A 24403-nucleotide genomic window follows, 5' to 3' on the forward strand; every position below is an offset into this window, starting at 1 on the left:
GTGAACATTCTGTTTCAGAGTCATGTCAATTTTATGTCTCCGGAGTGTAAAAAGCAAGCGTTTTCTACCCTTTTTCGTATAGTAGTTTTCGATGAAATCAATCTCGTTATTGGATTAATTAAAGCGCTTACTTATTTTGAGGGAGCCACTTCTTTAAAAACGTCCGCCCGTTCCCGGACAACCACCCATTTACCAGTTTTTCTGGATAGTGTTTTAAAAGGAGATTAGCAAATTCCCCCAGCTGGCCGGCATGGTTCAAACCTTCGATATGGGCATCGATGCCGTCGAAATCCGAGCCCAGCATCAGGATGTTCTCCCCACCCAGGCTGCAAATATGATCGATGTGCGGCAAAAGATCGGACGCGTTCACTTGAGGCGCCTTCTTAACAAACCAGGGGACAAAGGTTAACCCGATTCTTCCCTCTAGGGCGAGGATCGCTTCTATTTGATCGTCCCGCAGGTTCCTCACATGCGAACAGACGCTGTAGGCGTTGGAATGGGAAGCCAGGAAGGGGATGCCGGCCTCTTCCGCCAATTCGGCCATTTCCCAAAATCCTTTTACCGACAGATGCGACACATCGAGGATGATCCCCAACCTGTGGCAAGCTTTAACGAGTTCCACCCCTTGGGGCGTGAGGCCTCCTCCACGGGGCTCCAGAATACCGTCGGCCGCCCAATTGCCGAAATTCCACGTCAGCCCGAGAAGCCGTACACCTCGTTCGTAGCAGAGCTGCAGGTAATGCATATTGGCTTCCAGACCATCCGCCCCTTCCAGCGAGAGTAGCGCTCCAAGCTGCCCCGATCCTTCCACCTTATCGAGGTCATCCGCCGAGAGTAATGGAACCAGGCCGGCGGGCACGACCTTTTGCCGAAAGATATCGATCTGATTCAGAATGGATTCAAATCTCGGCTTTCCCGCTTTTTCGGATAAAAAGATCGCAAAACACTGCACTTTCACGCCGCCCTGTCCCATGCGCGCAACATTTACGTCCAGACGGTCGTCTTCGAGAAAGTCCAAACTCTCGTCCATTTGCATCTTGCTAAGGACATCGCAATGAAAATCCCAAATTTCCGGTTTCATCCGCTTCCCTCCGCCCCTATGATTCTATTACCCCTTTTGTCCGAACCCATGCAAAAAAACCTGTCTACTTGAACGTAAACAGGCATCATTCGCATCTATTCTTGTTTTATCTAGGTTCTACAATCAGTTTAATCGCGGTTCGATCTTCACCGTCGATGACGATATCCGTAAAGGCCGGGATGCAAATCAAATCGACGCCGCTAGGCGCCACAAATCCCCGGGCAATCGCTACCGCTTTAATGGCTTGGTTCAGTGCACCCGCTCCAATGGCCTGAAGTTCAGCAGCGCCACGTTCTCTTAATACTCCAGCAAGCGCACCGGCGACGGAGTTAGGATTGGATTTTGCTGAAACTTTTAATACTTCCATGGTAAGTACCTCCTGGGAATAATGGTTTGATTGATCCCACTACTTAGAAGATATTCGGGGGAATTCAAAAAATTCCTTCTTTTTTCCCAGGGTTACTACGACGGAATCAGCTCATGATCCACTCATCTTCCAGCAGGCGTATCTTTTGGATGCTTTTAGCCCGACCCGTCGATTCGTCGAGTTCCACGAAGCATCCATGAAACTGCCACTTGCCCTCACATACCTGAAACCGAACCGGCAATTGGGTCGTGAACTTCCGCAATACGGCCGTTCTCTCCATCCCCAAAATCCCTTCCCGGGAACCGACCATCCCCGCATCCGTGAGATAGGCCGTTCCTTGCGGCAAAATGGTATCATCATTGCTCTGCACATGAGTATGGGTCCCTACGACCAGCGACACACGCCCGTCCAAATGCCAGCCCATCGCAATTTTCTCGGAGGTCGCTTCCGCATGGAAATCAACCAAGATGCACTTCGTTTTCTTGGACAAGCTCCCCACGATTTCGTCCGCCATCCGGAACGGATCTTCGAGCGGAGGCAGGAAGGTGCGTCCCATCAAATTGACAAGGGCCAGCTCTTTTCCATTCGCCTTGATGACCGTATACCCCTGCCCTGGCGTTCCGGGCGGATAATTCGCGGGCCGCACCATACGCGCTTCATCATCGATAAAATCAAAGATTTCTTTATTGTCCCAGGTGTGGTTCCCCATCGTCAGGCCGTGAATGCCCAGCTCAAAAAACTCCTTGGCAATTTTGGCCGTGATCCCCCGTCCGGAAGCGGCGTTTTCTCCATTTGCGATAATGATATCCGGGTTATATTTTGATTTAAGGTGAGGCAGCGTCTCTTTGAGGGCTTTTCGCCCCGTATTCCCTACGATATCGCCGATAAACAGAACTTTAATGGTATTTCCTCCTCTGTCTTCGTATACTCGTTAGAATGAAAAAGCGGCCCGCAGGGGGCCACTTTTCAGCATAACCTTTACTTGGCGTATTCAACCGCCCGCGTCTCGCGAATCACGGTAACCTTGATATGTCCCGGATAATCCAGTTCACTCTCAATGGTCTTCGTAATGTCTCTCGCCAGGCGGAACGCTTCCGCGTCATCGATCTTCTCAGGCTGCACCATAACGCGAACCTCGCGGCCCGCTTGAATGGCAAAGGATTTCTCCACGCCTTCGAACGATTCGGATATTTCCTCCAGCTTCTCCAAACGCCGGATATACGTTTCCAGCGTTTCCCGGCGCGCGCCTGGTCTTGCCGCCGACAGGGCGTCAGCCGCACCGACCAACATGGCGATGACCGAGGTCGCTTCGCAATCCCCGTGATGGGAGGCGATACTGTTGATGACAACCGGATGCTCTTTGTATTTCTTAGCCAGTTCCACGCCGATTTCGACATGAGATCCTTCCACTTCATGATCAAGCGCTTTACCGATATCGTGAAGCAACCCGGCGCGTTTGGCGAGCGTAATATCTTCACCAAGCTCTCCGGCCATTAAACCGGCCAGATAAGCCACCTCCATGGAGTGCTTCAACACATTCTGTCCGTAGCTTGTCCGGAACTTCAGACGACCCAGGATTTTGATCAAATCCGGATGCAAGGCATGCACGCCGACCTCAAAGGTGGCCTGCTCCCCGTATTCACGAATCCGTTCGTCGACTTCACGGCGGGATTTCTCCACCATCTCTTCGATCCGGGCCGGATGAATTCTGCCGTCCGCCACCAGTTTCTCCAGTGCTGTGCGCGCAATTTCCCGACGAATCGGATCAAAGCCCGACAAAATAACAGCTTCCGGCGTATCGTCGATGATCAGGTCGATCCCCGTGAGGGTTTCCAGCGCCCGGATATTCCGGCCCTCCCGGCCGATGATCCGTCCCTTCATTTCCTCATTCGGCAACGTAACGACCGAGACCGTCGTCTCCGCAACGTGATCCGCCGCGCAGCGTTGAATGGCCAGCGTAATGATTTCGCGCGATTTCTTATCCGCTTCTTCCTTCGCTTGCTGTTCGATATCCTTGATCATCTGAGCCGTTTCATGGCGGACTTCCTGCTCCACATTGTTCAAAATAATGGTGCGGGCATCCTCCATCGTCAAATTCGAAATCCGTTCAAGTTCCTGAACCTGACTTTTGTAAATCTGATCAATTTGCTGCTGGGTTTCTTCAATTCGTTTCTCTTTGCCGGCCACTTGCTCTTCTTTACGTTCCAGCGATTCCAATTTTTTATCCAGCGACTCTTCTTTTTGCAACAATCGTCTTTCTTGTCGTTGAATTTCATTCCGACGTTCACGAATGTCTTTATCAGCTTCGGTTCTCAGCTTATGGACTTCGTCCTTCGCTTCCAGAACCGTTTCCTTTTTCAGTGCTTCCGCGTCTTTCCTGGCATTTTCCAGGATTAAGGTCGCGTCTTTCTCCGCACTGGAAATTTTAGCTTCCACAAGAGATTTGCGAATAAAATACCCGATCCCGAACCCAAAGAATAAAGCGGCTGCAACGAGAACGATCCAGATTCCTGCATTCATCTGTTCACCTCCTCGTTGTTTCCTCCAAGGCATTCCTTGGGATGTTTGCAGTTGTAATTTTCTCAATCATCATCATACAAAGAATTCATTACAGGCCGGTTAGGCAAAGCTCTCCATGTGTGAATGATGCATACTCCGCAACAGCCACAAACGGAATATTGGCCTTCATGTTTGAAAAAATGAATCCATCCCGGGCCCCGAATTTTTGGAAGGAAAAAAAGGTCCCGACAAAAATAGATTCATGTTCATTTTATTATTTGGCGAAAGATATTGTCAAGCGAATGTCACATTCCTCGTCCCGTTCAGATATCTTCCCATTCCTCTTCTTCGGACATCCCGTCACCCTGGGCAAGCTCGCGGACTACCCTCGAAACCAAAGAGCCGGAAAACCCCCGCCGCAGCAAAAACGCCCCGGTCTTCCGCTTCCTGTCGGCCGTCTCGCCCGTGGATGTCCGCCATTTCTTGACGGCCAGTTCCTTGGCGCTCGCGTATTCATCCTCTTCGCTGACAGCGCCGAGGGCGTCCTCGATCAGCGGCTTGGATATCCCTTTCTGGCGCAGTTCTTGCTTGACCCACATCTTTCCCTTGCCGCGGTTGCGGACACGCTGTCCGGCCCATTCCTGGGCGTATGCGGCATCGTTCAACAGCCCTTCTTCCGTCAGTCGGCCAACGACCCCGGCGACGGTCTCTTCGTTCCATCCCTTTTCGCCTAATCGGAGGGTCATTTCGTAAGCCGTCCGGGGCTTCCGGCCGAGATATTGAAGCGCATCCGCATAGGCGCGCTGCCTTTCATCGGCGAGGACGATCTCTTCCAGCTCGCTTTTGGTAAAAACCGCGCCCTTGATCATCCTGTATTTAATCATGACATCCTCATGGACTTCCAGCGCGTAAGGACCGAACGATATCCGGTAACGGAATTTGGGACGTTTCAGCAGCAATACGGAAGTGATCGTCAGCTCGGTGTCCTCCGGAAAACGATCGATGCCGCCCGCTTCCGATGGGGAACCATCACGCCCCCCGGTGGTCGGTCCCTCCGAACGGCGGCCTCTGGCTTCTTCCCAAAATCCTTCCTCCGAGATGTCTACAATTTCCCCCACTTCTTCCTTCTCCCGGCTTTGGGGATGTCGGTTTCCCCCTCCGCCCCAGCGTCTCTGCATCTTCTGTTCGGCCCCCTAATCCAAGGTGAATTCTGCATATTAAAGAAAAACGCCCTGTCCCGGTAGGTTCCGGTCCCAGGGCGCTTCATCAGCAAACGTGTATTATTCTTCGAAAAGCGCCTGCTCTTCCTGTGCTTCAGCTTCCAAATCACCGGACGAAGCAGGAGCCACCGTGGTCGTCAGGTTGCTGGCTTCACGAATCTTCTGTTCGATCACATCGGCGATTTCCGAGTGCTCTTTAAGATATTGCTTCGCGTTCTCGCGCCCTTGACCCAAGCGTTCGCCCGCATAGGAATACCATGCGCCGCTCTTGTCCACAATATCCAGCTCTACGCCGATATCGATAATGCTGCCTTCCTTGGAAATCCCCTCACCATACATAATATCGATTTCCGCCTGTTTAAAAGGAGGCGCGACTTTATTCTTGACGACTTTAACCCGTGTACGGTTACCTACCATGTCATTGCCCATCTTGATCGTTTCCACCCGGCGTACATCAAGACGGACCGTCGAATAGAACTTGAGGGCACGGCCGCCCGGTGTGGTCTCAGGGTTCCCGAACATAACGCCAACTTTCTCACGCAACTGGTTGATGAAAATCGCAATCGTCTTCGATTTGCTGATCGCACCGGACAATTTGCGGAGAGCCTGGGACATGAGGCGGGCTTGAAGACCGACATGGGAGTCCCCCATTTCGCCTTCGATTTCAGCCTTAGGAACCAACGCGGCTACGGAATCAATAACGATAATATCCACCGCACCGCTTCGCACGAGAGCTTCGGCGATTTCGAGGGCTTGTTCGCCCGTATCCGGCTGGGACAACAGCAACTCGTCGATGTTTACGCCAAGCTTGTTGGCGTAGGAAGGATCGAGCGCATGCTCCGCATCGATAAACGCGGCTTGTCCGCCGATTTTCTGAACTTCGGCGATCGCATGAAGCGCCACCGTCGTCTTACCGGAAGATTCCGGTCCGTATACTTCGATGATCCGGCCGCGAGGAAGTCCTCCCGTACCGAGTGCTATATCTAATGCCAACGATCCGCTAGGAACGATTTCCACCTGCATATGGGTGGATTCTCCCAGCTTCATGATCGAACCTTTACCGAATTGTTTTTCTATTTGACGAAGCGCCATTTCCAGCGCAGCACGACGATCTGACAATCAGCTCACATCCTTAAATATAATTATAAAGGAATTCTTCTTACATTTATAATTGTACCTTGTTTTGGAACGTTTGCCAAGCGTTTTTTCGAACATACATTCGTAATTTTTTCGAACCCCCTTTCCATCCGCATGGTTAACCTTTATTTTCTAAATCGAGCGGCATCGCAAGGCATTCGGAGTTTTCATCATCCGCTTAAAGACTGAAAACAAAAAAAGAACCGCAGCAAAACTAATCAGTTTGCTACGGTTCTTCCGTAAGTCCATTATATATCCCCGATCAGCGAATGGCAAGGGGATGCCCGACTGTAAATCCCGGCTTACTTCGCAGCCTGTTCGGCTTTTAGCCGCTTCCAAAGGTGGTACAGCACCGTCTTGGCCGAACGCAAGCGGATCGTCTCGCGATTCCCCTTCAGGTTAAGCTCGTAAACCTCGGTTTCGCCGCCGCGGCGGGAAATACCGATATAGACGAGGCCTACCGGCTTGCGCTCCGAGTATCCCGGTCCGGCCACCCCTGTAATCGACAGACCGAAATCGGTGTCAACGATCATCCGCACCTGTTCCGCCAGCACCTGGGCGGTTTCCGCGCTGACGGCGCCGGGAGCGTTCTCGCCCTCAAGCAGGTCGTGCGGAACGTTCAGCAGCTTCTCCTTCATCGCATTGGAATAGCAGACGATGCCGCCGAGAAATACCGTGGCGCTGCCCGGGATACTGGTGATGGACTGCATCAGCAGCCCGCCCGTGCAGCTCTCGGCCGCGCTTACCGTCAATCCCATTTCGGTCATCATATCCACGATGGTTTTTTCGATCGGTACATCTTCATTCGCATAGAGGTGGTCGGGCAGGCGCGCGGCAATCTCAGCTTCGAGCTTATCCAGCTTCGCCATGGCCTCGCTCTCCGTGCGCGCTTTGGTGGAGATGCGCACCGTCACTTCGCTCTCCTTGGCATAAGGAGCGAGCGTTGGGTCCGTTTGATTCTCCACCAAATCCATCAGCCTGGTCTCAAGCCCGGATTCTCCAATCCCGGCGAACTTCAGCATTTTGGAATACAGCGGCTCCTCCTGCGTCAGCACATGCTGCAGCAGCCATGGCTTGGCCTGCCGTTCGAACATCGGCTTCAGCTCCGACGGAGGCCCCGGCAGCAAAATGTAGAACTTCCCTTCATGCGCGATGGCATTGCCGACGGCAAGGCCCGTTTCGTTCGGCAGCGGTGTTCCCCCGTCGACGACAAGCGCCTGACGCCGGTTGTTCTCCGTCATCGGGATGCCCCGTCCCTCAAAAAACCGGTCCACATGGTCCATCGCCATCCGGTCGATATGCAGCGATCTGCCCAATACCGCGGCGACCGCATCCTTCGTCAGGTCGTCCTGGGTCGGGCCGAGCCCGCCGGTTAAAATCAGCAGGTCCGCCCGTTCCAGCGCGGTACGGATCGCTTGGGAAAGCCGGTTCAAATTATCGCCGACCACGGTCTGATAATATACGTCTATCCCGAGAGCGGCCAACTCCCGGGACAAATACTGCGCGTTCGTATTTACGATTTGACCGAGCAGGAGCTCGGTCCCGACTGCGATGATTTCTGCTTTCATTCGTCATATCTCCTTCGGGAGGGTAGCTGTCCGTTTACATCTTGGAAAAATTGAGCACATTTTTGTTCTTCACAAAATAATCGATACCCGAGTAAATCGTAATGAGCGCCGCGAGCCAGATGGCGACCTCGTCAAACGGGAAATGAATCCATTCGAAGGGAAAATTGTTCAGCAACAGCGCCGAAATGGCGACGATTTGCGTAATCGTCTTCGCTTTTCCCCAATTGCTGGCGGCGATTACCGAACCTTCAAGCAGCGCAACCTCGCGAAGGCCCGTCACCGCAAACTCCCGGCTGATGATGACCACGGCAATCCAGGCGTCGCACTTGCCCATCGCCACCAGAGAGATGAGCACGGCCGCAACGAGCAGTTTGTCCGCCAGCGGATCCAGCAGCTTCCCCAGATTCGTCACTAAGTTGTGTTTGCGGGCGATATACCCGTCGATGCCGTCGGTGCTGGCGGCCACGATGAACAGAATCGCCCCGATCAGTTGATTCAGCGGAAGCGAGAAAGACCCGATCTTTAGCTCATAAGCCAACCACTCAACATCGAGAAGCAAAAACAACAGCATCAGCGGGATCATAAAAATCCGGGCCAGTGTAATCCGATTCGGCAGATTCACGAGACAGCCTCCCCTGACAGATCATATTCATAAGCGTGCGTAATGCGCACTTTGGTGATTTCCCCGATACCGGAGGAATAATTGGTTACGTAGACCTCCCCGTCGATTTCCGGAGCGTCGTATTGGGAGCGTCCCACAAAGACGTCGCTACGTCCGTCATAACGTTCCACCAACACATCGAGAACCTTGCCGACGTATTTTCCGCTGTTTTCGTTCGCGACCTCGCGTTGAATTTCCATCAGCGTATTGGCCCGCCATTCTTTGACTTCCTCGTCAATCTGGCCCGGCAAACGCGAAGCGGGAGTGTCCTCCTCCTTGGAGTATGTAAATACGCCCAATCTGTCAAATTTAATCTCGCGGACGAAATCGCACAAGGCATCGAACTCCTCTTCGGTCTCCCCGGGGAATCCGACAATCAGAGAAGTACGAAGCGATACCCCCGGAATTCTGTCTCTGATTTTGGCGATCAACTCCCGGATATCGCGATTCCGGCCTGGCCGGCGCATCCGCTTCAATACGGTATCTTCACTATGCTGCAGCGGCATATCCACATACTTGCAAATTTTCGGATTGGAGGCGATCGTCTCGATCAGCTCGTCCGTAAAAAAACCGGGATAAGCATAATGCAACCGAACCCACTCGATTCCCGGCACTTCACTCACCCGGTTCATCAACTCCGCCAATTTGTATTCCCCGTAAAGATCCGTTCCGTAATTGGTGGAATCCTGGGCAATCAGGCTGACTTCCTTCACGCCCTGCTCGGCGAGTTGCTGCACTTCGGCCAATATCGATTCCATGGACCGGCTGCGGAATTTCCCGCGCATCATGGGTATGCTGCAAAACGTGCAGTTGTTATCGCAACCCTCGGCTATTTTGACATAGGTCGTATGCCGTGCCGTGGACAGCTTCCGCGGCAAGCTCTCCTCATAATTAAACACAGGATTTCCGACTTGAATCGGCTTTTTTCCTTTCAGAGCTTCGTCCACGATTTGATTGATATTATAAAAATCTCCCGTTCCGACGATCCCGTCGATTTCCGGCATTTCCTCCATCAACGCCTGCTTGTAACGCTGTGTCAGACAGCCGGATACGATCAGCGCTTTCAGCTTCGCCGTCTCCTTTAATTCCGCAAGGTCCAGAATCGTATTCACGGATTCTTCTTTGGCGGCATCGATAAAACCGCAGGTATTGACGATGATCACCGTGGCGTCCTCCGGCTGTTCCACCAAACGATATCCCCGCGCATCGATCAACCCCGACATGATCTCCGAGTCAACGAGATTCTTCTCACAGCCCAGTGTAACGATTTTCACTTTTTCCGTCATGAGTTCGATCCCCCATTGCTATAGCGCCATACTGCCGTTAATTTCCGTTGATTAAAACCTAATTAAGTATAATATTTAAGCATTAGCCCTGTCAAAATGATGAAAAAGTCCCGCGCTGCACCCGGAGGTTGCGGCGAGAGACTTTGAGCGCAGCTATTTAAAATTAGTAAACTGCAGATCGACGGTCAGATCGGCTTTCTTGAGCAGTTGGATAATTTGCTGCAGATCATCCCGGCTCTTCCCGGTCACCCGGATTTGATCGCCTTGAATCTGGCTTTTGACTTTAAGCTTCGAATCGCGAATCAGCACGTTGATCTTCTTGGCGTTCTCCTGATCGATCCCCTGTTTCAAATTAATCCGTTGACGCACGGTTCCCAAGGAAGCGGGCTCCACTTTTCCGTAATCCAGGTTTTTGATCGGCAGACCGCGCTTGATCATTTTCGATTGCAAAATGTCAATGAGCGCACCCAGCTTATACTCGTCGTCCGAGACAATCACCAATACGTCCTTTTCGACTTTCAATTCGCTCTTGGTCCCCTTAAAATCGAACCGGTTGGCGATTTCCCGTTCCGTCTGGTCAATCGCGTTCGTTAATTCCTGCATGTCCATCTTGGAAACAATATCGAATGAGCTTTCGGAAGCCATAATCCACAATCCTTTCCCATCATCTTATATTTCTTAATTATATGTAAACTTTTTCCCAAAGTCGAGTCGCTTCCCGGTTGAAAAAAGAAGAGGCGCCCATGCCGTTTTCGGCAGAGACGCCCCTAAGGTTATTTCTAAGGTTTCTTCGCTGTGCTAACCTTCCCCGCCTTGATCGCCGGCGCCGTCGGCCTCTCCGTTTCCCGCGGTGCCTTGATCCCCGCTCGTCGAGCCCGAGTCGGCAGTCCCGAGATTAAGCTGAATCTTGGTGGTGGATTTCCCGTCCGTCACGACCTGACCGCCCACCGTAATGACCGTGTTCGAGGACGCGCCCGACTTAACATAGAGGCCCTCCGGACCGAGATCATACGTCAGAACATCGCCCTCGGACGTATTTTCATAGTACAGCTTTTCCCCGCGGCGATCCCCCTTGCGGACTTCAACCCAGCTCTTTCCAGACGCCGTAATAACCACCTTTACCGGCTCGCTTCCCGAAGCCTGAACCAAAAATTTGGTCGTGCTCCCTTCCTTTCCGTCAGGTGTAACCACCACGCCCTGCTGGCCGGTCTCCCCGCCCGTTCCGGTACCTTCATTGCCTGCATTCGTGCCGCCGTCCGTGTTCACGCCGTCGCTGCCGGCATTCGGCGGCGTGGCGGTTCCCCCGGGATTGTCACCGGCGGCCGTGCCGTCCGTTCCGTTCTGGCCAGCCGCTTTTCCGGCGTTATTCGTACTTCCCTCCTGGCGAACATCGGTTACGGGAGTCGGATCCGGCTGATCCCCTTTCGCTTGGTCGGTGTTTTTACCCCACACGGCAAAATACATGTAAATAACGACCAGGATCAGTACGGCGAACGACCACATTAATGTCGTCGACAACCACTTGGAATTGCGCTCCGCGACCCGGGAGCTTCTCCGCTTCTGCAGCACCGGTTCCATCGTCGGTTCCGGATCTACGTCCGGCACCTGCTGCTTGTGTTCCGTCAGCAGTTCATCCGCGTCGACCCCGACCGTTTCGGCATAGGTTTTGATAAATGCGCGAACATAAAAACTCCCCGGAAGCACCTTGTAATCCCCCGATTCGATGGCTTCCAAGTACCTTTTGCGAATTTTAGTCATTTCCTGAACGTCGTCCAGAGACAAACCTCTGGCTAGGCGGGCTTCCTTTAATTGCTGGCCCAAATCCGACACAACCATCACCTCCTGTAAGTAGTACATGTAATATAACTATATTGAACGGCCTTGAGGCCGCTTATAGATCGTCGGAATAAATTGTAGTAAACGTATCATAAACGATTTGCTCGTCAGGATTGTTACGTAATTCAATAATTATGTCAAAATCGTCATAACTGTATTCCGTTTCTTTCACGAACACGTCGGGGTGTTCGATCACGATCGTAGAAGGGCTTCCCATCAATTCCTGGAGAAGCTGATAATGCTTTTCGTTCGAACGCAGCGTGCTGATAATACCATCGATAATAAATACGTTGTGCGGATTCATTTCCTCCTCGGAAAGCTGGCTCCGCACGGTTTGTCGCAGCAGGGTCGAAGATACGAAGGTCCATCGCTTCATCGCGCAGACGCTTCCGGCGATAATGGATTCCGTTTTGCCGACTCGCGGCATGCCGCGAAGGCCGATAACCTGATGTCCTTCCCTCTTAAATAATTCACCCAAAAAATCGACAAGCAACCCAAGCTCATCCCTTGTAAAACGGAACGTTTTATGATCATCGGAGTCCCTGACGATATACCGGCCGTGACGGACCGCCAATAGGTCGACGAGGCGCGGGCTCCGCAGGGCGGTTACCGTAATGCTGTCCGCTTTGCGCAGCATCTGGTCGATCAAAGCGATCTTGGCATCGTCATCGCTCTCCAGAAGAAGGCCGCGGGTCTCTCCCTCAACTCCGTTGATGGTCAAAATATTAACCTCCAGCATCCCCAGCATGGAGGCGATATCCCCGAGCAGCCCAGGGCGGTTATTATGTATCTTATATTCTAAATACCATTGTTTCGGCTCCATACTCCCACCTCATTAATCTCTTTACCGTCATTCGACAAAATAGGTCTATATTCCTGCTTTTTCAACGTATTCGTTTTTCAACTTTCTTTCAAGGCGGTCAAAAACGAAATCATCAATACGTGTTTTATGATATATAAAATAGAAATGAAAGGCAAGCCGAGGGGGGAAATGGGAGAAAAGCTCCCGGGTAGGGAGCTTTTCAAAGCCTAACTATGCGTTTCTCTTCGCCAATTTCACCATCAGACGAGCGATGGTTTTCCGTTCCTCTTCATCCCCCACGTCCCAAATTTCCTTTAGGGCGCGGTTGGATTCGTTTTGAGGATCGACCTTGTCGTCAAGAAATCCGCCGATTTCATAGGCGAGGTTCGTGATCGCTTCCTCGCTCATCCCTGCGTTTTCCGCGTGTTTGACGCGGTCCCCGAGGAACTTTTTCCAAGTATCAAAATTTTTGAGTACTGTTGACATTTTTTAAATCCTCCTTCGGTTGGCGATTTAAAATCAACAGTCGTAATATGTCACTTATCACCGATCTTTATTCATGTCGCCGCCAAGGGAAAAACATCAGGTCACCCATCCGCCGTTCGGGCTGATAATCTGTCCCGTTATATAGCCGGATTCAGGCAGCGCAAGAAAATAAACCAAGGAGGCGATCTCCCCGGGAGACGCTAGTCTTCCCGCGGGAATTTCCTCCTCGAGCTGCCTCATTTCTTCCGCATCGAAGCGGGCCATCATCTCCGTTTTAACGGCTCCGGGCGCTACGGCGTTCACCGTTACCCCCGAGGGAGCCAGTTCTTTGGCCAACGCTTTCGTAAACGCGTTGACGCCGCCTTTGGCCGCGGAATATACGACCTCACAGGAACCGCCGGAGATTCCCCAGATCGATGAGACGTTGATAATTCGACCGAACCGCTGCGCTACCATATAAGGCATAAAGGCCTGACTGCATAAGAACACGCTTTTCAGGTTCACGCTCATGACGTCGTCCCACTGGGCTTCCTCCACATCAGCCAGCATGCCGTAGTGGGAGATGCCCGCGTTATTGACCAGGATGTCGGGCCGGAATCCGTGACTCTCCAGTTTTTCCTTCATCCGGAGAATCTGCTCCTTGCTTCTCAAATCCGCGGATACCGTGTAGGCTCTCGCGCCAAGTTCCAAACATTTGCGGGCGACTTCATTGGCGGCTTCGTGCGAGTTCATGTAATGAATCACCACATTCATCCCGACGGAGGCAAAGCGCAACGCAATTTCCGCGCCGATTCCCCGGCTTGCCCCCGTAATAAGCACGGTCAAATCTCCGATGTTCTTCTCGATCCCCTGCTCCCAAGCCATGTTAAGGACTCACCACCAGCGAAACGGCAAGCTGGTTCCAATCGATGTGCTCACGCAGCCGCGCGTTCACCTCATCCAAGGAGAGCGATTCATAAACCGGCAGTACGTCGAAAAGATCACCGCCCCGGAAACGGTAACGCGTGAACTCGTGGGCGATGTTCTCCGGTGAATTCAGCATTCTTAAGTAGCCGCCGATTTTTTTCTTGCGGGCCCGTTCGAAATCTTCCGCCCGGAAACCGGAAGCGGTCACGTTCTTGATCTCCTCGGTAATGACCTGCAGCAGCTTATCCGGATCCTTCGTATCTCCGCCGATCGCGGAAAACGCGTAGTTCGGATTGCTGTTGTATTCATGTGAAAAGCTGTCGGAGATCAAATCCATATCATACAGCTTTTGATACAACTTCGTACTCGGCCCCAGCAGCAAATCTAGCGCCAGCTTGGTGGTCAGATCCCTACGGAGCAGCTCCGCCCCGCTAAACCCAAGCTTGGTTTCCTTGAACCCGAACAGGCATTTCGGTAGCGAAACCGGAAGTTTGCATTCTCTGCGGGCTTCGTTTACGCCGCTCGGCTCCGGATCAAACTTTCTTTCGATCGTCCCTTGCGGCGGGTAATCCTTTTTGGCCTGGTTTTCCCGCACGAGTCGGAACACTTCCTCCGGATCCACCCCTCCGACCACGAACAGCAGCATATTGCTGGGGTGATAAAATGCATTATAGCAAGTATAAAGCGTCTCTTTCGTAATCGTCCCGATGGACTCGACCGTCCCCGCAATATCGATATGAACCGGATGAACCTTGTACATCGCTTCGATCAAGCCAAAATATACTCTCCAATCCGGATTGTCGCGGTACATGCCGATTTCCTGCCCGATGATCCCTTTTTCTTTCTCCACATTCTGATCCGTAAAATAGGGATGCTGCACAAAATTGATCAGAGTTTCAAGGTTATCGGAAATATTCTCGGTGGCCGAAAACAGATAGACCGTCTGATCAAAGCTCGTGAACGCGTTCGCCGAAGCTCCCTGGGAAGCGAATTTGGCAAAAATGTCGCCTTCGGGCTCCTCAAACATCTTATGCTCGAGAAAATGGGCGATGCCGTCCGGCACCGATATTTCTTCCTGGCCCTCCACCTGAAATCGGTTGTCGATGGAGCCGTATTTCGTGGAGAAAGTGGCATAGGTTTTCTGAAATCCCGGTTTCGGTAAAACATAAACCTGCAGTCCATTATCCATCGTTTCTCGGTATAGGGTTTCCTGTAATGCGTCGTAGCGGATTGCTTCCACCGGTCATTCCTCCTTTGGCCCTGTCAGAAAGTAAATCGTGTCCAGCTGGAACGTCTCGGCCGCTTGAACGACATCCGCCGCGGTGACCTTCTCTACCTGGGCGAGCAGATCCTCGACCGGACGTTCTTTGCCGGAGAGAACCCGGTTGAAATCATAAGCGATCATCTCAAACGCCGAATCCTGCATCTCTTGCAGGCTGTTACGAATCATCGCCTTGGTCTGCGTCATTTCCAATTCGCTGATATCGCCGGCACGCATACTGTCCAATTGCTCCCGGATGATGCGGAGCGCCTTCTCATAATTGGCAATCTCGATGCCCGATTGGATCGTCATCAGCCCTTTGTGGCCGTCGTAACGGGAAGCTGCGTAATAAGCGAGGCTTTCTTTTTCGCGCACGTTCATGAACAGCTTGGAATGCGGATAACTGCCCAATATCCCGCTGTAAAGAAGCGCGGACGCATATTGGTCATCCCTGTAGGTAATCGATGTGCGAAGCCCGAGGTTCAGCTTGCCTTGATTGACGTCCAGACGTTCTTTCACCGTACGCACTTCTTTAGGCTGCGTATTCTTCTCCGCGGGAGCGTAGTTCGGCGTATCCGAACGGTTCAGGTCGAACATCTTCTCCACCAATTCCTGCACCTCGGCAAGCGTGGTGTCACCGACCACATAAAGATCCAGACTGGCCTGGCGCAGCCAATTCCGATAAGCTTCATACAGCGTTTCAGGCGTAATGTTATCCAAATCGGCGCGCTGCCCAAGCGGGTGAAGCCGGTATGGATCTCCCTCGAACATGACTTCTATACAGCGTTCCGCCGCGTAGCGGATTTTATCGTTAATGATGCTCTCCAGCTTCTTGCGGACATTTTCCCGTTCCGTGGTGACATAGGCGGCGCGAAAACCGTTATTTTCCATAACAGGCTTGGTCACGACCTCTCCCAGAAACGCGAAAGTTTTGGCAAGCAGCGACTCCTGGCTTTGTACAAAAGAATCATTAATCGTATCCATCCGGATTTGAACGATCTGATAATTGCCGCGTTTATATACATCAAACCCGAAACCGGCGCCGTACATTAACTCCAACTGCTCCCGGAACTGAATCGTTTCCGGATAAGAAACCGTCCCCCTTCTCAGTACGAATGGGGTCAGTGCCGTCGTTGTGACCGTCTCGCTATCCAGCGGAATTCCCGCATAGAGGGAAACGGCAAACGTCTTGAAGCGGTTGGTTGGCAAAACATGAATCCGAATATGGCCCGCGCTGCCGCGTTCAAATATCGTCTTGTTCAAGACCAAAACTCCTTTACGAAAGACTGTGGTGCACGATTCAAAGAGAAATTCAGTTCCATTCTATACCAATCCAAAGGAAAGAAGCAACCTGGCGTCATGCGGCTGCTTCCTTCCATTTCTGAATTACATACAGAAGATATGTTTCCCGATCGTTTTTACTTGCGGACGTGTCCAGATCCACTTTGAAGTCGCTGTCTCGGGGTTGAAATAATACAGACATCCACCGGACGGATCCCAGCCATTCAAAGCCTGCTGAACCGCCTTTCGCGCGGTTTCGTTGGGCTCCAGCCAAATTTGACCGTCGGCCACCGCCGTAAACGCGCCCGGCTGAAAAATAACGCCGGATGCCGTATTGGGAAAACTCGGCGATTTTACCCGGTTCAAAATCACGGCCGCGACCGCAACCTGTCCTTCAAAAGGTTCCCCGCGGGATTCCCCGTAAACCGCGTTGGCCATAATTTTCAGATCGTTTTCGGACAATCCCATCGCACTGGCCGGCGTCAGATTATCGCTGTCGCCACCCTCCGTTTGCCCCTGATTATTGCCGGCCCCGGCCGTTCCGCCTTCCGCGGTCTGACCCTGAGCGCCGCTCTCCTGCTGTTCGCCTTTTTGCCCGGTCGCATATTCCATGCCCGGCTTCCAATCCTTGGTGGCGTTATACAGCTTCAGCTTGGTCTTCGGTCCGGCTAATCCGTCTACCTCCATGCCAAACTCCGACTGAAACCATTTCAGCGCATCTCTTGTTTTCGGCCCAAAGTAGCTGTCAAGCTTCCCGTGGTAAAAACCGAGAAAACCGAGCCGTCCTTGAAGCTCGTAAACGTCCTTGCCAAACGCTCCGTAATCGATCACCTGATCGCTGAAAACCGGTACGGCATGCTTTGGCTTCTCGTCATGGGTGCTTACATCCTCGTTCGATCGCCCGAATTGACTGACCCCGTAAACGATCCCGAACAAAAGCAGCACTAAACCGGCGGCAAACCATATTTTCATGTTCTTCATATGTTTAGCTCTACCTTTCTTTTGTGGAATTAACATAGTTGGCTGACCTTATTATGACAAGACCAGGCTCTTCCTATGCACCCCAACCAAAAGGCTTCGGCGCAAAAATCACTCTGCCGGGCTTAAAGCGATGCAATACACAAAAAAGCTCCCGCCATTTACCGGCGGAAGCTTTCAATCCATGAAAAACCGTTAACTTCGGACTAAACTAGGACGGAATCTTCCCTTGTTTAAATTGCTCGATCGTCATCAGCACTTCACGCGGCTTACTGCCTTCGTAAGGGCCGACGACTCCTCTTGCCTCCATGGAATCGATCAGGCGCGCGGCGCGGGTATATCCGACGCGCATGCGCCGCTGCAGCAGCGATACCGAAGCCTGTTTGGCTTCGAGCACAATCTGTACGGCCTGGTCATACAGCTCGTCCAGAACTTCCTCATGATCCGCCGACTCCTCTTCGACCTCAGGCACCAGGCTTTCGTCATATTCCGCTTGCCCCTGCTCGCGAACATAATTGACGATCGCTTCAACCTCCTGATCGCTCATGAATGCCCCTTGAACGCGAACCGGTTTCGAGGCGCCCATCGGCATGAACAGCATATCGCCGCGGCCCAGCAGCTTCTCGGCCCCGGCCATATCAAGAATCGTGCGCGAGTCGACCTGCGAGGATACGCCAAAAGCGATCCGCGAAGGGATGTTCGCTTTGATGACCCCCGTGATGACATCCACGGACGGGCGCTGCGTCGCAATGATCAAATGGATCCCCGCAGCCCGGGCCATTTGGGCCAGCCGGGCGATCGCGTCCTCCACGTCGTTGGCGGCAACCATCATCAAATCGGCGAGCTCGTCCACGATGACGACAATATAAGGCAACACTGCGTCCGGATTGTCCTTCATCATCAAGTTATACCCCTCGATATTGCGGGAGCCCGATTTGGAGAACAGCTCGTAGCGTTTCTCCATCTCGACTACAATTTTCTTCAAGGCGAGCGATGCGCGTTTGGGATCCGTGACCACCGGGGTCAGCAGGTGAGGAATGCCGTTATAGACGTTCAATTCGACCATTTTCGGATCGACCATCATAAATTTCACTTCGTCCGGCTTGGCCTTGTACAGAATGCTCGTGATGATTCCGTTAATACAAACGGATTTCCCGGAGCCGGTAGCGCCGGCGACGAGCAAATGGGGCATTTTGGCCAGATTGCCGACGATCGTCTGTCCGGAAATGTCCCGTCCGAAAGCGATGGACAACTTGGACTCGGCTTCCACGAACGTAGGCGTCTCCATAACCTCCCGCATCGTCACCAGGGATACTTCATTATTCGGCACCTCGATCCCGATGGCCGATTTCCCCGGGATCGGGGCTTCCATCCGGATATCCTTGGCAGCCAGCGCGAGCGCGATATCGTCGGTCAAATTGACAATCCGGCTCACCTTGACGCCGATATCGGGTTGTATTTCGTACCTCGTCACCGCCGGGCCGCGTACGACTTCCAGCACGCGGGCCCTTACGCCGAAGCTCTCCAGCGTGGCCTCCAGCTTTCTCGCCGTTTGCATATAATCCGCCTGATCGCCGGATTTGCCCCCGCCGGCCGGCTTGGACAGCAGCCGGAACGGCGGCAGCTTGTACGGCTTAGGTGCCGGTTTGGGCGGGGCCGGCGGCATTTCGGCCGCCTCTTCAGGCCCTCCCGCCTCCGGAGAGCCTCCTTCCCGAAGCGGCGTCTCCAAGCGGTTATCGGGCTGTCCTCCGGCTTCTTCTTCCGCTGCCGGAGGATCGGCATCCCCGGCTGTCGGACCGCCTTCCATCGGCCGGGCCTCGTCCCACTCCGCTTCTTCCTCCGCGGAGTGCCCCTCCCGCTGGATGTGTTCGAAGAAATCGCGGATGATCGGACCGGTGTCGGCGAAAGAACCCGGGCCCCCATCTTCATCGTAACCGCGAACATTCTCCGGATGGCCGGCCGATCCTCCGTTCCCCTCATATTCGACCTCATTCCAATTTACTCCACCGTGAACGCCCGATATCGGTGCGGCGGAGAGGTCCTCCGTCTCTCCGGAAACGGCCTCGTCCGCCGTTACGGTTGAGTTTTGCCCTTTATATCCGAACAGTTGAAAAAATACCGGTCTTTTTCGAGGAGAATCCGAGGAAATCGGTGAAGCCGGAGGCATGTCCGCCTCCAATTCCTCCTCTTCTTCCTCCTCGCGAATCCTCGGTTTTGCGACTCGTTTTCCCTGGCTTGGCACGGGTACCGGACGGAGCATCCGGATCTTCTTGCCCAGCAGTTCACCCAAGCCCCCCATCTTGCCCCGGAGCATCCGGCCCAGATCCACATAGGACAGCCCGGTCACCAACATAAAGCTGATCGCCAGCATCACGATCATGATCAATTTGGCTCCGGCCAGACCGAATAAGGAATAGAGCAGCGCGAATTCCAGCCCGCCTATGTAACCTCCGCTGATATTTAGCGATAGAAGGCTAAACCCCGAATCTCCCGCGGACGGATGAAACAGGGACCCCTGCAGATCCCGGTGGATCTGGCCCAATATATTGCCGAACGTCATCGGAACGACCGACGCCAGTTTCTGGCTCATCGCCGAGATGGTGCTCATAAGGACGAACGCCAAGGCGGCAAGCAGAAGACCGGTTTTTCGCGTGGACCACCGATTCGGCCATTTTCGTCCGATCATCACCGCCAATCCGACGTAGATACCGATTAAAGGAATTACAAAATAAAACTTGCCGAGGAGCAGTGCCGACATTTTGGACAAGGTGCGTCCGACGGCCGCCTCCCCGGACAAGGCGATGACGGATAAGGTGATCAGGATGATCCCATAGATTTCGTATTTGAGCATACTGCCGATTGCTGCCTTTTTCTTCTTCCGTTTGCGTGCCAAAACAGGAACACCCCCCAGTTGAATATTATACCATATTCGCTGGAGGGTACCATACAGATGTTCTCTTTTTTACTTCAGCAGCAGCGGCAAAAACACAACTTGCTGACCTGGGGCGTAAGCGGGATTCAAATAATCATCCAGTCCGCAGCGCAGAAGCCTTACGATCGTCGCCCGGTTGCCCGGTTCCATCCGCACCTGCATCAACACGCCGCCAATCTCGATCTCGCTGTACATATCGGCGACCTCGGGCTGTTCCCAATAAGCCTCCTCCGGCAGGATCGTATAATGGGTCATTGCGTCATCCCTCCCGTCGTCATCGCGGCTCTGCGCGATTCAATCAGAGCGTTCAACTTGCTCAGCCCTTCTCCAATCCCGCCGATGTCATCGATCAACCCGTATTTGACGGCGTCATTCCCACCGACGGCCGTACCGATATCCCGATTGAGTTCACCGGTTTTAAACATCAATTCTTTAAAGGTTTCTTCCGGGATTCGCGAGTGGGCGGTCACAAACCGGACGACGCGCTCCTGCATCTTCTCGATATATTCGAAGGTTTGCGGAACCCCGATCACCAGACCGGTCATCCGGATCGGATGAATCGTCATCGTCGCGCTCTCGGCGATAAAAGAAAAGTCCGAAGCGACCGCGATCGGTACGCCGATGCTATGGCCGCCGCCGATGACAACCGTAACCGTCGGTTTGGAGAGGGACGCGATCATCTCCGCAATCGCCAAGCCGGCTTCCACATCGCCTCCGACGGTATTAAGAATGATCAGCAGCCCTTCGATCCGCGGATTTTGTTCCGCGGCCACCAATTGAGGGATCAAATGCTCGTATTTGGTCGTTTTATTTTGCGGGGGGAGGACGAGATGACCCTCGATCTGTCCGATGATCGTCAAGCAATACACATTGGACTCCCCCTGAGTAGGGACGGCCGTTTGACCGAGTTGCTGGATCATGTCGGTTACGGCCGGCGGTCTTTTCTCTCCATCGGGCTGAACCGGCGGGATTTCATTCTCCTGGTCCCCCGAGGAACCTTTGCCGATCTGTTTATTCATGAATTCATCACGCTTCCTTTCACCCGCCTGGGCGGTATTGACTTTTAACATCTATGGTGGCGCTTGTCCCTGAGATTGCTTCCCCTGCCTGTCATGTGCTAGTATGCCGACTATCGGTCCGCCTCTATTCTTTCGGGCCACCGATTTCCTGGCGAAAACGCAAAAAAGCCCCTTCTCCCGCAAGGAACCGTCCAATATTACCGGCAGGAGAAAGGGCGACTGTGTGCCCAATTATTCAATTGTATGGCTGGTCTTTAACGGCCGCCCGTCACACTTCCATAATAATCGGAAGGATCATCGGTCTGCGGCGCGTCTGTTCGTAAAGGAATCGGCCCAGCGAATCCTTCACACTGGTTTTGAGCGAAGCCCATTCATTCACATTTTCGCTCATCAATTTCTCCAAGGTACTGGATACGATTCGGTTCGCCTCATCCAGCAGTCCCTCGGACTCCCGAACGTATACGAAACCGCGCGAAATGATATCCGGTCCGGAAACGATACTTCCGTCCTGCTTGCTCAAGGTGACGACCACGACCAAAATCCCGTCCTGGGACAGCAACTTCCGGTCGCGGAGTACGATATTCCCGACATCCCCGACCCCGAGTCCGTCGATCAGGACGTTCCCGGCGGGAACTTTCCCCGCTTTGCGGGCAACTCCACCTTGAATTTCTACGATATCCCCGATATCCACGAGGAAAATATTGTCCGCTTCCACGCCGACCGATTGGCCCAGCAACGCGTGCTTGCGCAGCATCCGGTACTCGCCGTGAATCGGAATGAAGTACTTCGGACGCATCAGGTTCAGCATCAGCTTCAGTTCTTCCTGACTGCCGTGACCGGATACATGGACGCCGGAGTTGGAACCGCTGTATATGACTTCCGCACCGAGGCGGAACAATTCATCGATCGTGCGGCCTACGTATTTCTCGTTCCCCGGCACTGGCGTTGCCGCAATAATCACGGTATCTCCCGGCAAAATATCCACTTTCCGATGCGTGGAACGCGCCATTCTCGTCAAGGCGGACATCGGTTCGCCCTGACTGCCCGTACACAGAATAACTACCCGGTCCGCGGCCATTTTGTTGACTTCTTCCGGCTCGATAATAATTCCGTCCGGTACGTTCAAATAGCCCAGCTCGGAAGCGATCGTCACGACATTGACCATGCTTCGGCCGATGATGGTTACTTTGCGGCCCGTCGAGAACGCCGCATCGATCACCTGCTGGATCCGGTGCACGTTCGAGGCGAACGTGGCGACCACAACGCGCTGTTCCGCTTTACGGAAAATATCGTCAAGCACAAGCCCGACATTTTTCTCCGACGGCGTGAATCCGGGTTTCTCGGCATTGGTGCTGTCCGAAAGAAGAGCAAGCACGCCTTTCTTCCCGATTTCGCCCATCCGGTGCAAGTCCGCAAATTGATCATTGACTGGTGTATGATCGAATTTAAAGTCACCGGTATGAACGACGTTGCCTTCCGGCGTTTCAATACACACGCCAACGGAGTCCGGAATGCTGTGGTTCGTGCGGAAGAAGGTCGCTTTCATCGTGGAACCCAACTGGATTTCGGAATCCGCGTGGATTAAAATCCGTTTGGTTTCTCCGAGCAGTCCCGCTTCCTTCAGTTTGTTCTCCACCAAGCCCAAGGTCAGTTTGGTTCCGTAAACCGGAACGTTCAGATTCTTGAGCACATAAGGTAAGCCCCCGATATGGTCCTCGTGACCATGCGTCAACACGATGCCCCTTACTTTGTCGCGGTTTTCCGTCAAGTAAGTGATATCGGGAATCACGATGTCGATGCCCAGCATGTCCTCTTCCGGAAATTTAAGTCCCGCATCGATGACCACGATGTCGTTGGCATACTGAACCACATACATGTTCTTCCCGATTTCTGCGACGCCGCCCAGGGCAAAGATCATCAGTTTATCATTATTCATTTTTTTGGACAAGTGAATCTAACCCTCCTAAATGTTTTGGACGTCGTAATTTTTGTTGTAAATTTGTAAAGGAAAACGCACCGATCAGTGCTTCTCATCCATTTATATCTTCCAAATAAAATTCACCGCACCCAGTCACTTGAAATCATTATACATGATTAAAATGGCAAAAAACAAGTGAGCCGCCTACCGCCTTATATCGTTACCTTGCTCTACAGCGAAAAAACCGATGCCTCTTATGGGGCATCGGTTTTTGGAAATGCAGCAAATTATTGGTTTATCGCAGCAGTTGTCTGATGCTTTCGGCCTCTTCTTCACTCGGCGGCACCAGGGGCAAACGGACGGGTCCAACATGCTGCCCCAACTCGTTCAAGGCATATTTTACCGCTACCGGATTAGGGCACTCGAATAAGCCTTTAAACACCGGCAAAAGCTTCTGGTGAAGCCTTGCCGCGGCATCGACGCGTCCGGCGAGGAACAAATCCAGCATCTCCTTCATCGCCGGCCCCACGATATGGCTTGCCACGCTGACGACGCCATAAGCGCCGACCGCCATGGCCGGAAGGGCCGCCGAATCGTCTCCGGAATACACCTTGAAACCGGCCGGAGCTTCGGCGGCGATTCCCGCCACTTGTTCCAGCGAGGCGCATTCCTTGGTGGCCACCACGTTCGGGATTTGTGCCAACCGCAGGGTCGTTTCTTTGCTGAGGCTGACGACCGTCCGGCTCGGTACATTGTACAGCATAACCGGAAGCTTGGTCGCGTTGGCGATACTTGCAAAATGCCGATACAAACCTTCCTGGTTCGGCTTGTTATAGTAAGGGGCTACGATCAGCAGAGCGTCAACCCCCAGCTTTTCAGCTTCCACAGACAAGTGGATGGAATGAGCGGTATGGTTGCTTCCCGTCCCTGCGATGATTTTGCAGCGTCCCGCCGCATGCTTGACGGCAAATTCGAACATCTCCAATTTTTCCTCGTCGGTCAAAGTCGGAGATTCTCCTGTCGTCCCGCAAATCACCAGACTGTCTGACTTCTGTTCTTCGATCAAATAATCCATTAAGCGTCCGGTTTGCTCCCAATCGATTCGTTCCTCGCTGTCGAAGGGGGTCACCATCGCCGTAATCAATCTTCCGAAATCCACGCCGTC

At 53.0% G+C, this 24403-nt stretch carries 22 protein-coding genes; all 22 read right to left on the reverse strand.

What is annotated here, in order from left to right; all coding sequences use genetic code 11:
- Positions 1 to 127 precede the first annotated feature (127 nt).
- Complete coding sequence (locus LBW89_RS14035) at positions 128 to 1081, reverse strand: dipeptidase (RefSeq protein WP_225039382.1); 954 nt, start codon at positions 1079 to 1081, stop codon at positions 128 to 130.
- A 106-nt stretch (positions 1082 to 1187) separates the two neighbouring features.
- A complete protein-coding gene (locus LBW89_RS14040) occupies positions 1188 to 1448 on the reverse strand; it encodes a stage V sporulation protein S (protein WP_006286829.1) in 261 nt (86 codons plus the stop codon).
- Positions 1449 to 1554: 106 nt separating this feature from the next.
- Positions 1555 to 2349 (reverse strand): TIGR00282 family metallophosphoesterase, encoded by a 795-nt coding sequence (locus LBW89_RS14045; protein ID WP_148449766.1) that lies wholly within the window; start codon positions 2347 to 2349, stop codon positions 1555 to 1557.
- 77 nt (positions 2350 to 2426) lie between these two features.
- The gene (rny, locus tag LBW89_RS14050) at positions 2427 to 3968 is read right to left on the reverse strand and encodes a ribonuclease Y (RefSeq protein WP_148449767.1); all 1542 of its coding nucleotides are present in this window, start codon (positions 3966 to 3968) and stop codon (positions 2427 to 2429) included.
- 302 nt (positions 3969 to 4270) lie between these two features.
- A complete protein-coding gene (locus LBW89_RS14055) occupies positions 4271 to 5125 on the reverse strand; it encodes a regulatory protein RecX (RefSeq protein WP_225039383.1) in 855 nt (284 codons plus the stop codon).
- Positions 5126 to 5227: 102 nt separating this feature from the next.
- Complete coding sequence (recA, locus tag LBW89_RS14060; protein ID WP_148449769.1) at positions 5228 to 6286, reverse strand: recombinase RecA; 1059 nt, start codon at positions 6284 to 6286, stop codon at positions 5228 to 5230.
- A 320-nt stretch (positions 6287 to 6606) separates the two neighbouring features.
- Positions 6607 to 7872 (reverse strand): competence/damage-inducible protein A, encoded by a 1266-nt coding sequence (locus LBW89_RS14065; RefSeq protein ID WP_148449770.1) that lies wholly within the window; start codon positions 7870 to 7872, stop codon positions 6607 to 6609.
- Positions 7873 to 7906: 34 nt separating this feature from the next.
- Positions 7907 to 8494, reverse strand: coding sequence for a CDP-diacylglycerol--glycerol-3-phosphate 3-phosphatidyltransferase (gene pgsA, locus LBW89_RS14070; RefSeq protein ID WP_148449771.1), 588 nt, complete (start codon positions 8492 to 8494; stop codon positions 7907 to 7909).
- The gene (gene rimO, locus LBW89_RS14075) at positions 8491 to 9819 is read right to left on the reverse strand and encodes a 30S ribosomal protein S12 methylthiotransferase RimO (RefSeq protein WP_225039384.1); all 1329 of its coding nucleotides are present in this window, start codon (positions 9817 to 9819) and stop codon (positions 8491 to 8493) included. Before rimO ends, pgsA begins: the two co-directional genes overlap by 4 nt.
- Before the next feature lie 153 nt (positions 9820 to 9972).
- The gene (locus tag LBW89_RS14080) at positions 9973 to 10464 is read right to left on the reverse strand and encodes a YajQ family cyclic di-GMP-binding protein (protein WP_148449773.1); all 492 of its coding nucleotides are present in this window, start codon (positions 10462 to 10464) and stop codon (positions 9973 to 9975) included.
- Positions 10465 to 10617: 153 nt separating this feature from the next.
- Entirely contained in the window at positions 10618 to 11649 is a 1032-nt protein-coding gene (locus tag LBW89_RS14085) for a helix-turn-helix domain-containing protein (RefSeq protein WP_213504786.1), read from the reverse strand.
- 61 nt (positions 11650 to 11710) lie between these two features.
- The gene (locus LBW89_RS14090; protein ID WP_148449775.1) at positions 11711 to 12478 is read right to left on the reverse strand and encodes a DUF3388 domain-containing protein; all 768 of its coding nucleotides are present in this window, start codon (positions 12476 to 12478) and stop codon (positions 11711 to 11713) included.
- 210 nt (positions 12479 to 12688) lie between these two features.
- Positions 12689 to 12943 (reverse strand): DUF3243 domain-containing protein, encoded by a 255-nt coding sequence (locus tag LBW89_RS14095; protein ID WP_148449776.1) that lies wholly within the window; start codon positions 12941 to 12943, stop codon positions 12689 to 12691.
- Positions 12944 to 13039: 96 nt separating this feature from the next.
- Complete coding sequence (gene ymfI / locus LBW89_RS14100; protein ID WP_225039385.1) at positions 13040 to 13807, reverse strand: elongation factor P 5-aminopentanone reductase; 768 nt, start codon at positions 13805 to 13807, stop codon at positions 13040 to 13042.
- 1 nt (position 13808) lies between these two features.
- Positions 13809 to 15089 (reverse strand): EF-P 5-aminopentanol modification-associated protein YfmH, encoded by a 1281-nt coding sequence (gene yfmH, locus LBW89_RS14105; RefSeq protein ID WP_225039386.1) that lies wholly within the window; start codon positions 15087 to 15089, stop codon positions 13809 to 13811.
- 3 nt (positions 15090 to 15092) lie between these two features.
- Complete coding sequence (gene yfmF / locus LBW89_RS14110; protein ID WP_148449779.1) at positions 15093 to 16373, reverse strand: EF-P 5-aminopentanol modification-associated protein YfmF; 1281 nt, start codon at positions 16371 to 16373, stop codon at positions 15093 to 15095.
- Positions 16374 to 16496: 123 nt separating this feature from the next.
- Positions 16497 to 17372, reverse strand: a complete 876-nt coding sequence (gene sleB, locus LBW89_RS14115; RefSeq protein WP_225039387.1) for a spore cortex-lytic enzyme — start codon at positions 17370 to 17372, stop codon at positions 16497 to 16499.
- A gap of 208 nt (positions 17373 to 17580) precedes the next feature.
- On the reverse strand, positions 17581 to 20262 hold the full coding sequence (locus tag LBW89_RS14120) for an FtsK/SpoIIIE family DNA translocase (protein ID WP_225039388.1): 2682 nt from the start codon (positions 20260 to 20262) through the stop codon (positions 17581 to 17583).
- 69 nt (positions 20263 to 20331) lie between these two features.
- Complete coding sequence (locus LBW89_RS14125; protein ID WP_225039389.1) at positions 20332 to 20556, reverse strand: YlzJ-like family protein; 225 nt, start codon at positions 20554 to 20556, stop codon at positions 20332 to 20334.
- A complete protein-coding gene (locus tag LBW89_RS14130; RefSeq protein ID WP_225039390.1) occupies positions 20553 to 21320 on the reverse strand; it encodes a ClpP family protease in 768 nt (255 codons plus the stop codon). The genes LBW89_RS14125 and LBW89_RS14130 overlap by 4 nt, the downstream gene beginning before the upstream one ends.
- A gap of 268 nt (positions 21321 to 21588) precedes the next feature.
- Positions 21589 to 23268, reverse strand: a complete 1680-nt coding sequence (locus LBW89_RS14135; RefSeq protein ID WP_148449784.1) for a ribonuclease J — start codon at positions 23266 to 23268, stop codon at positions 21589 to 21591.
- A gap of 265 nt (positions 23269 to 23533) precedes the next feature.
- Positions 23534 to 24397, reverse strand: coding sequence for a 4-hydroxy-tetrahydrodipicolinate synthase (dapA, locus tag LBW89_RS14140; protein ID WP_225039391.1), 864 nt, complete (start codon positions 24395 to 24397; stop codon positions 23534 to 23536).
- Between the last annotated feature and the right edge of the window lie 6 nt (positions 24398 to 24403).

Origin of the sequence: Paenibacillus sp. alder61 (assembly GCF_020179875.1) — a bacterium.
Classification (GTDB): domain Bacteria; phylum Bacillota; class Bacilli; order Paenibacillales; family Paenibacillaceae; genus Fontibacillus; species Fontibacillus faecis.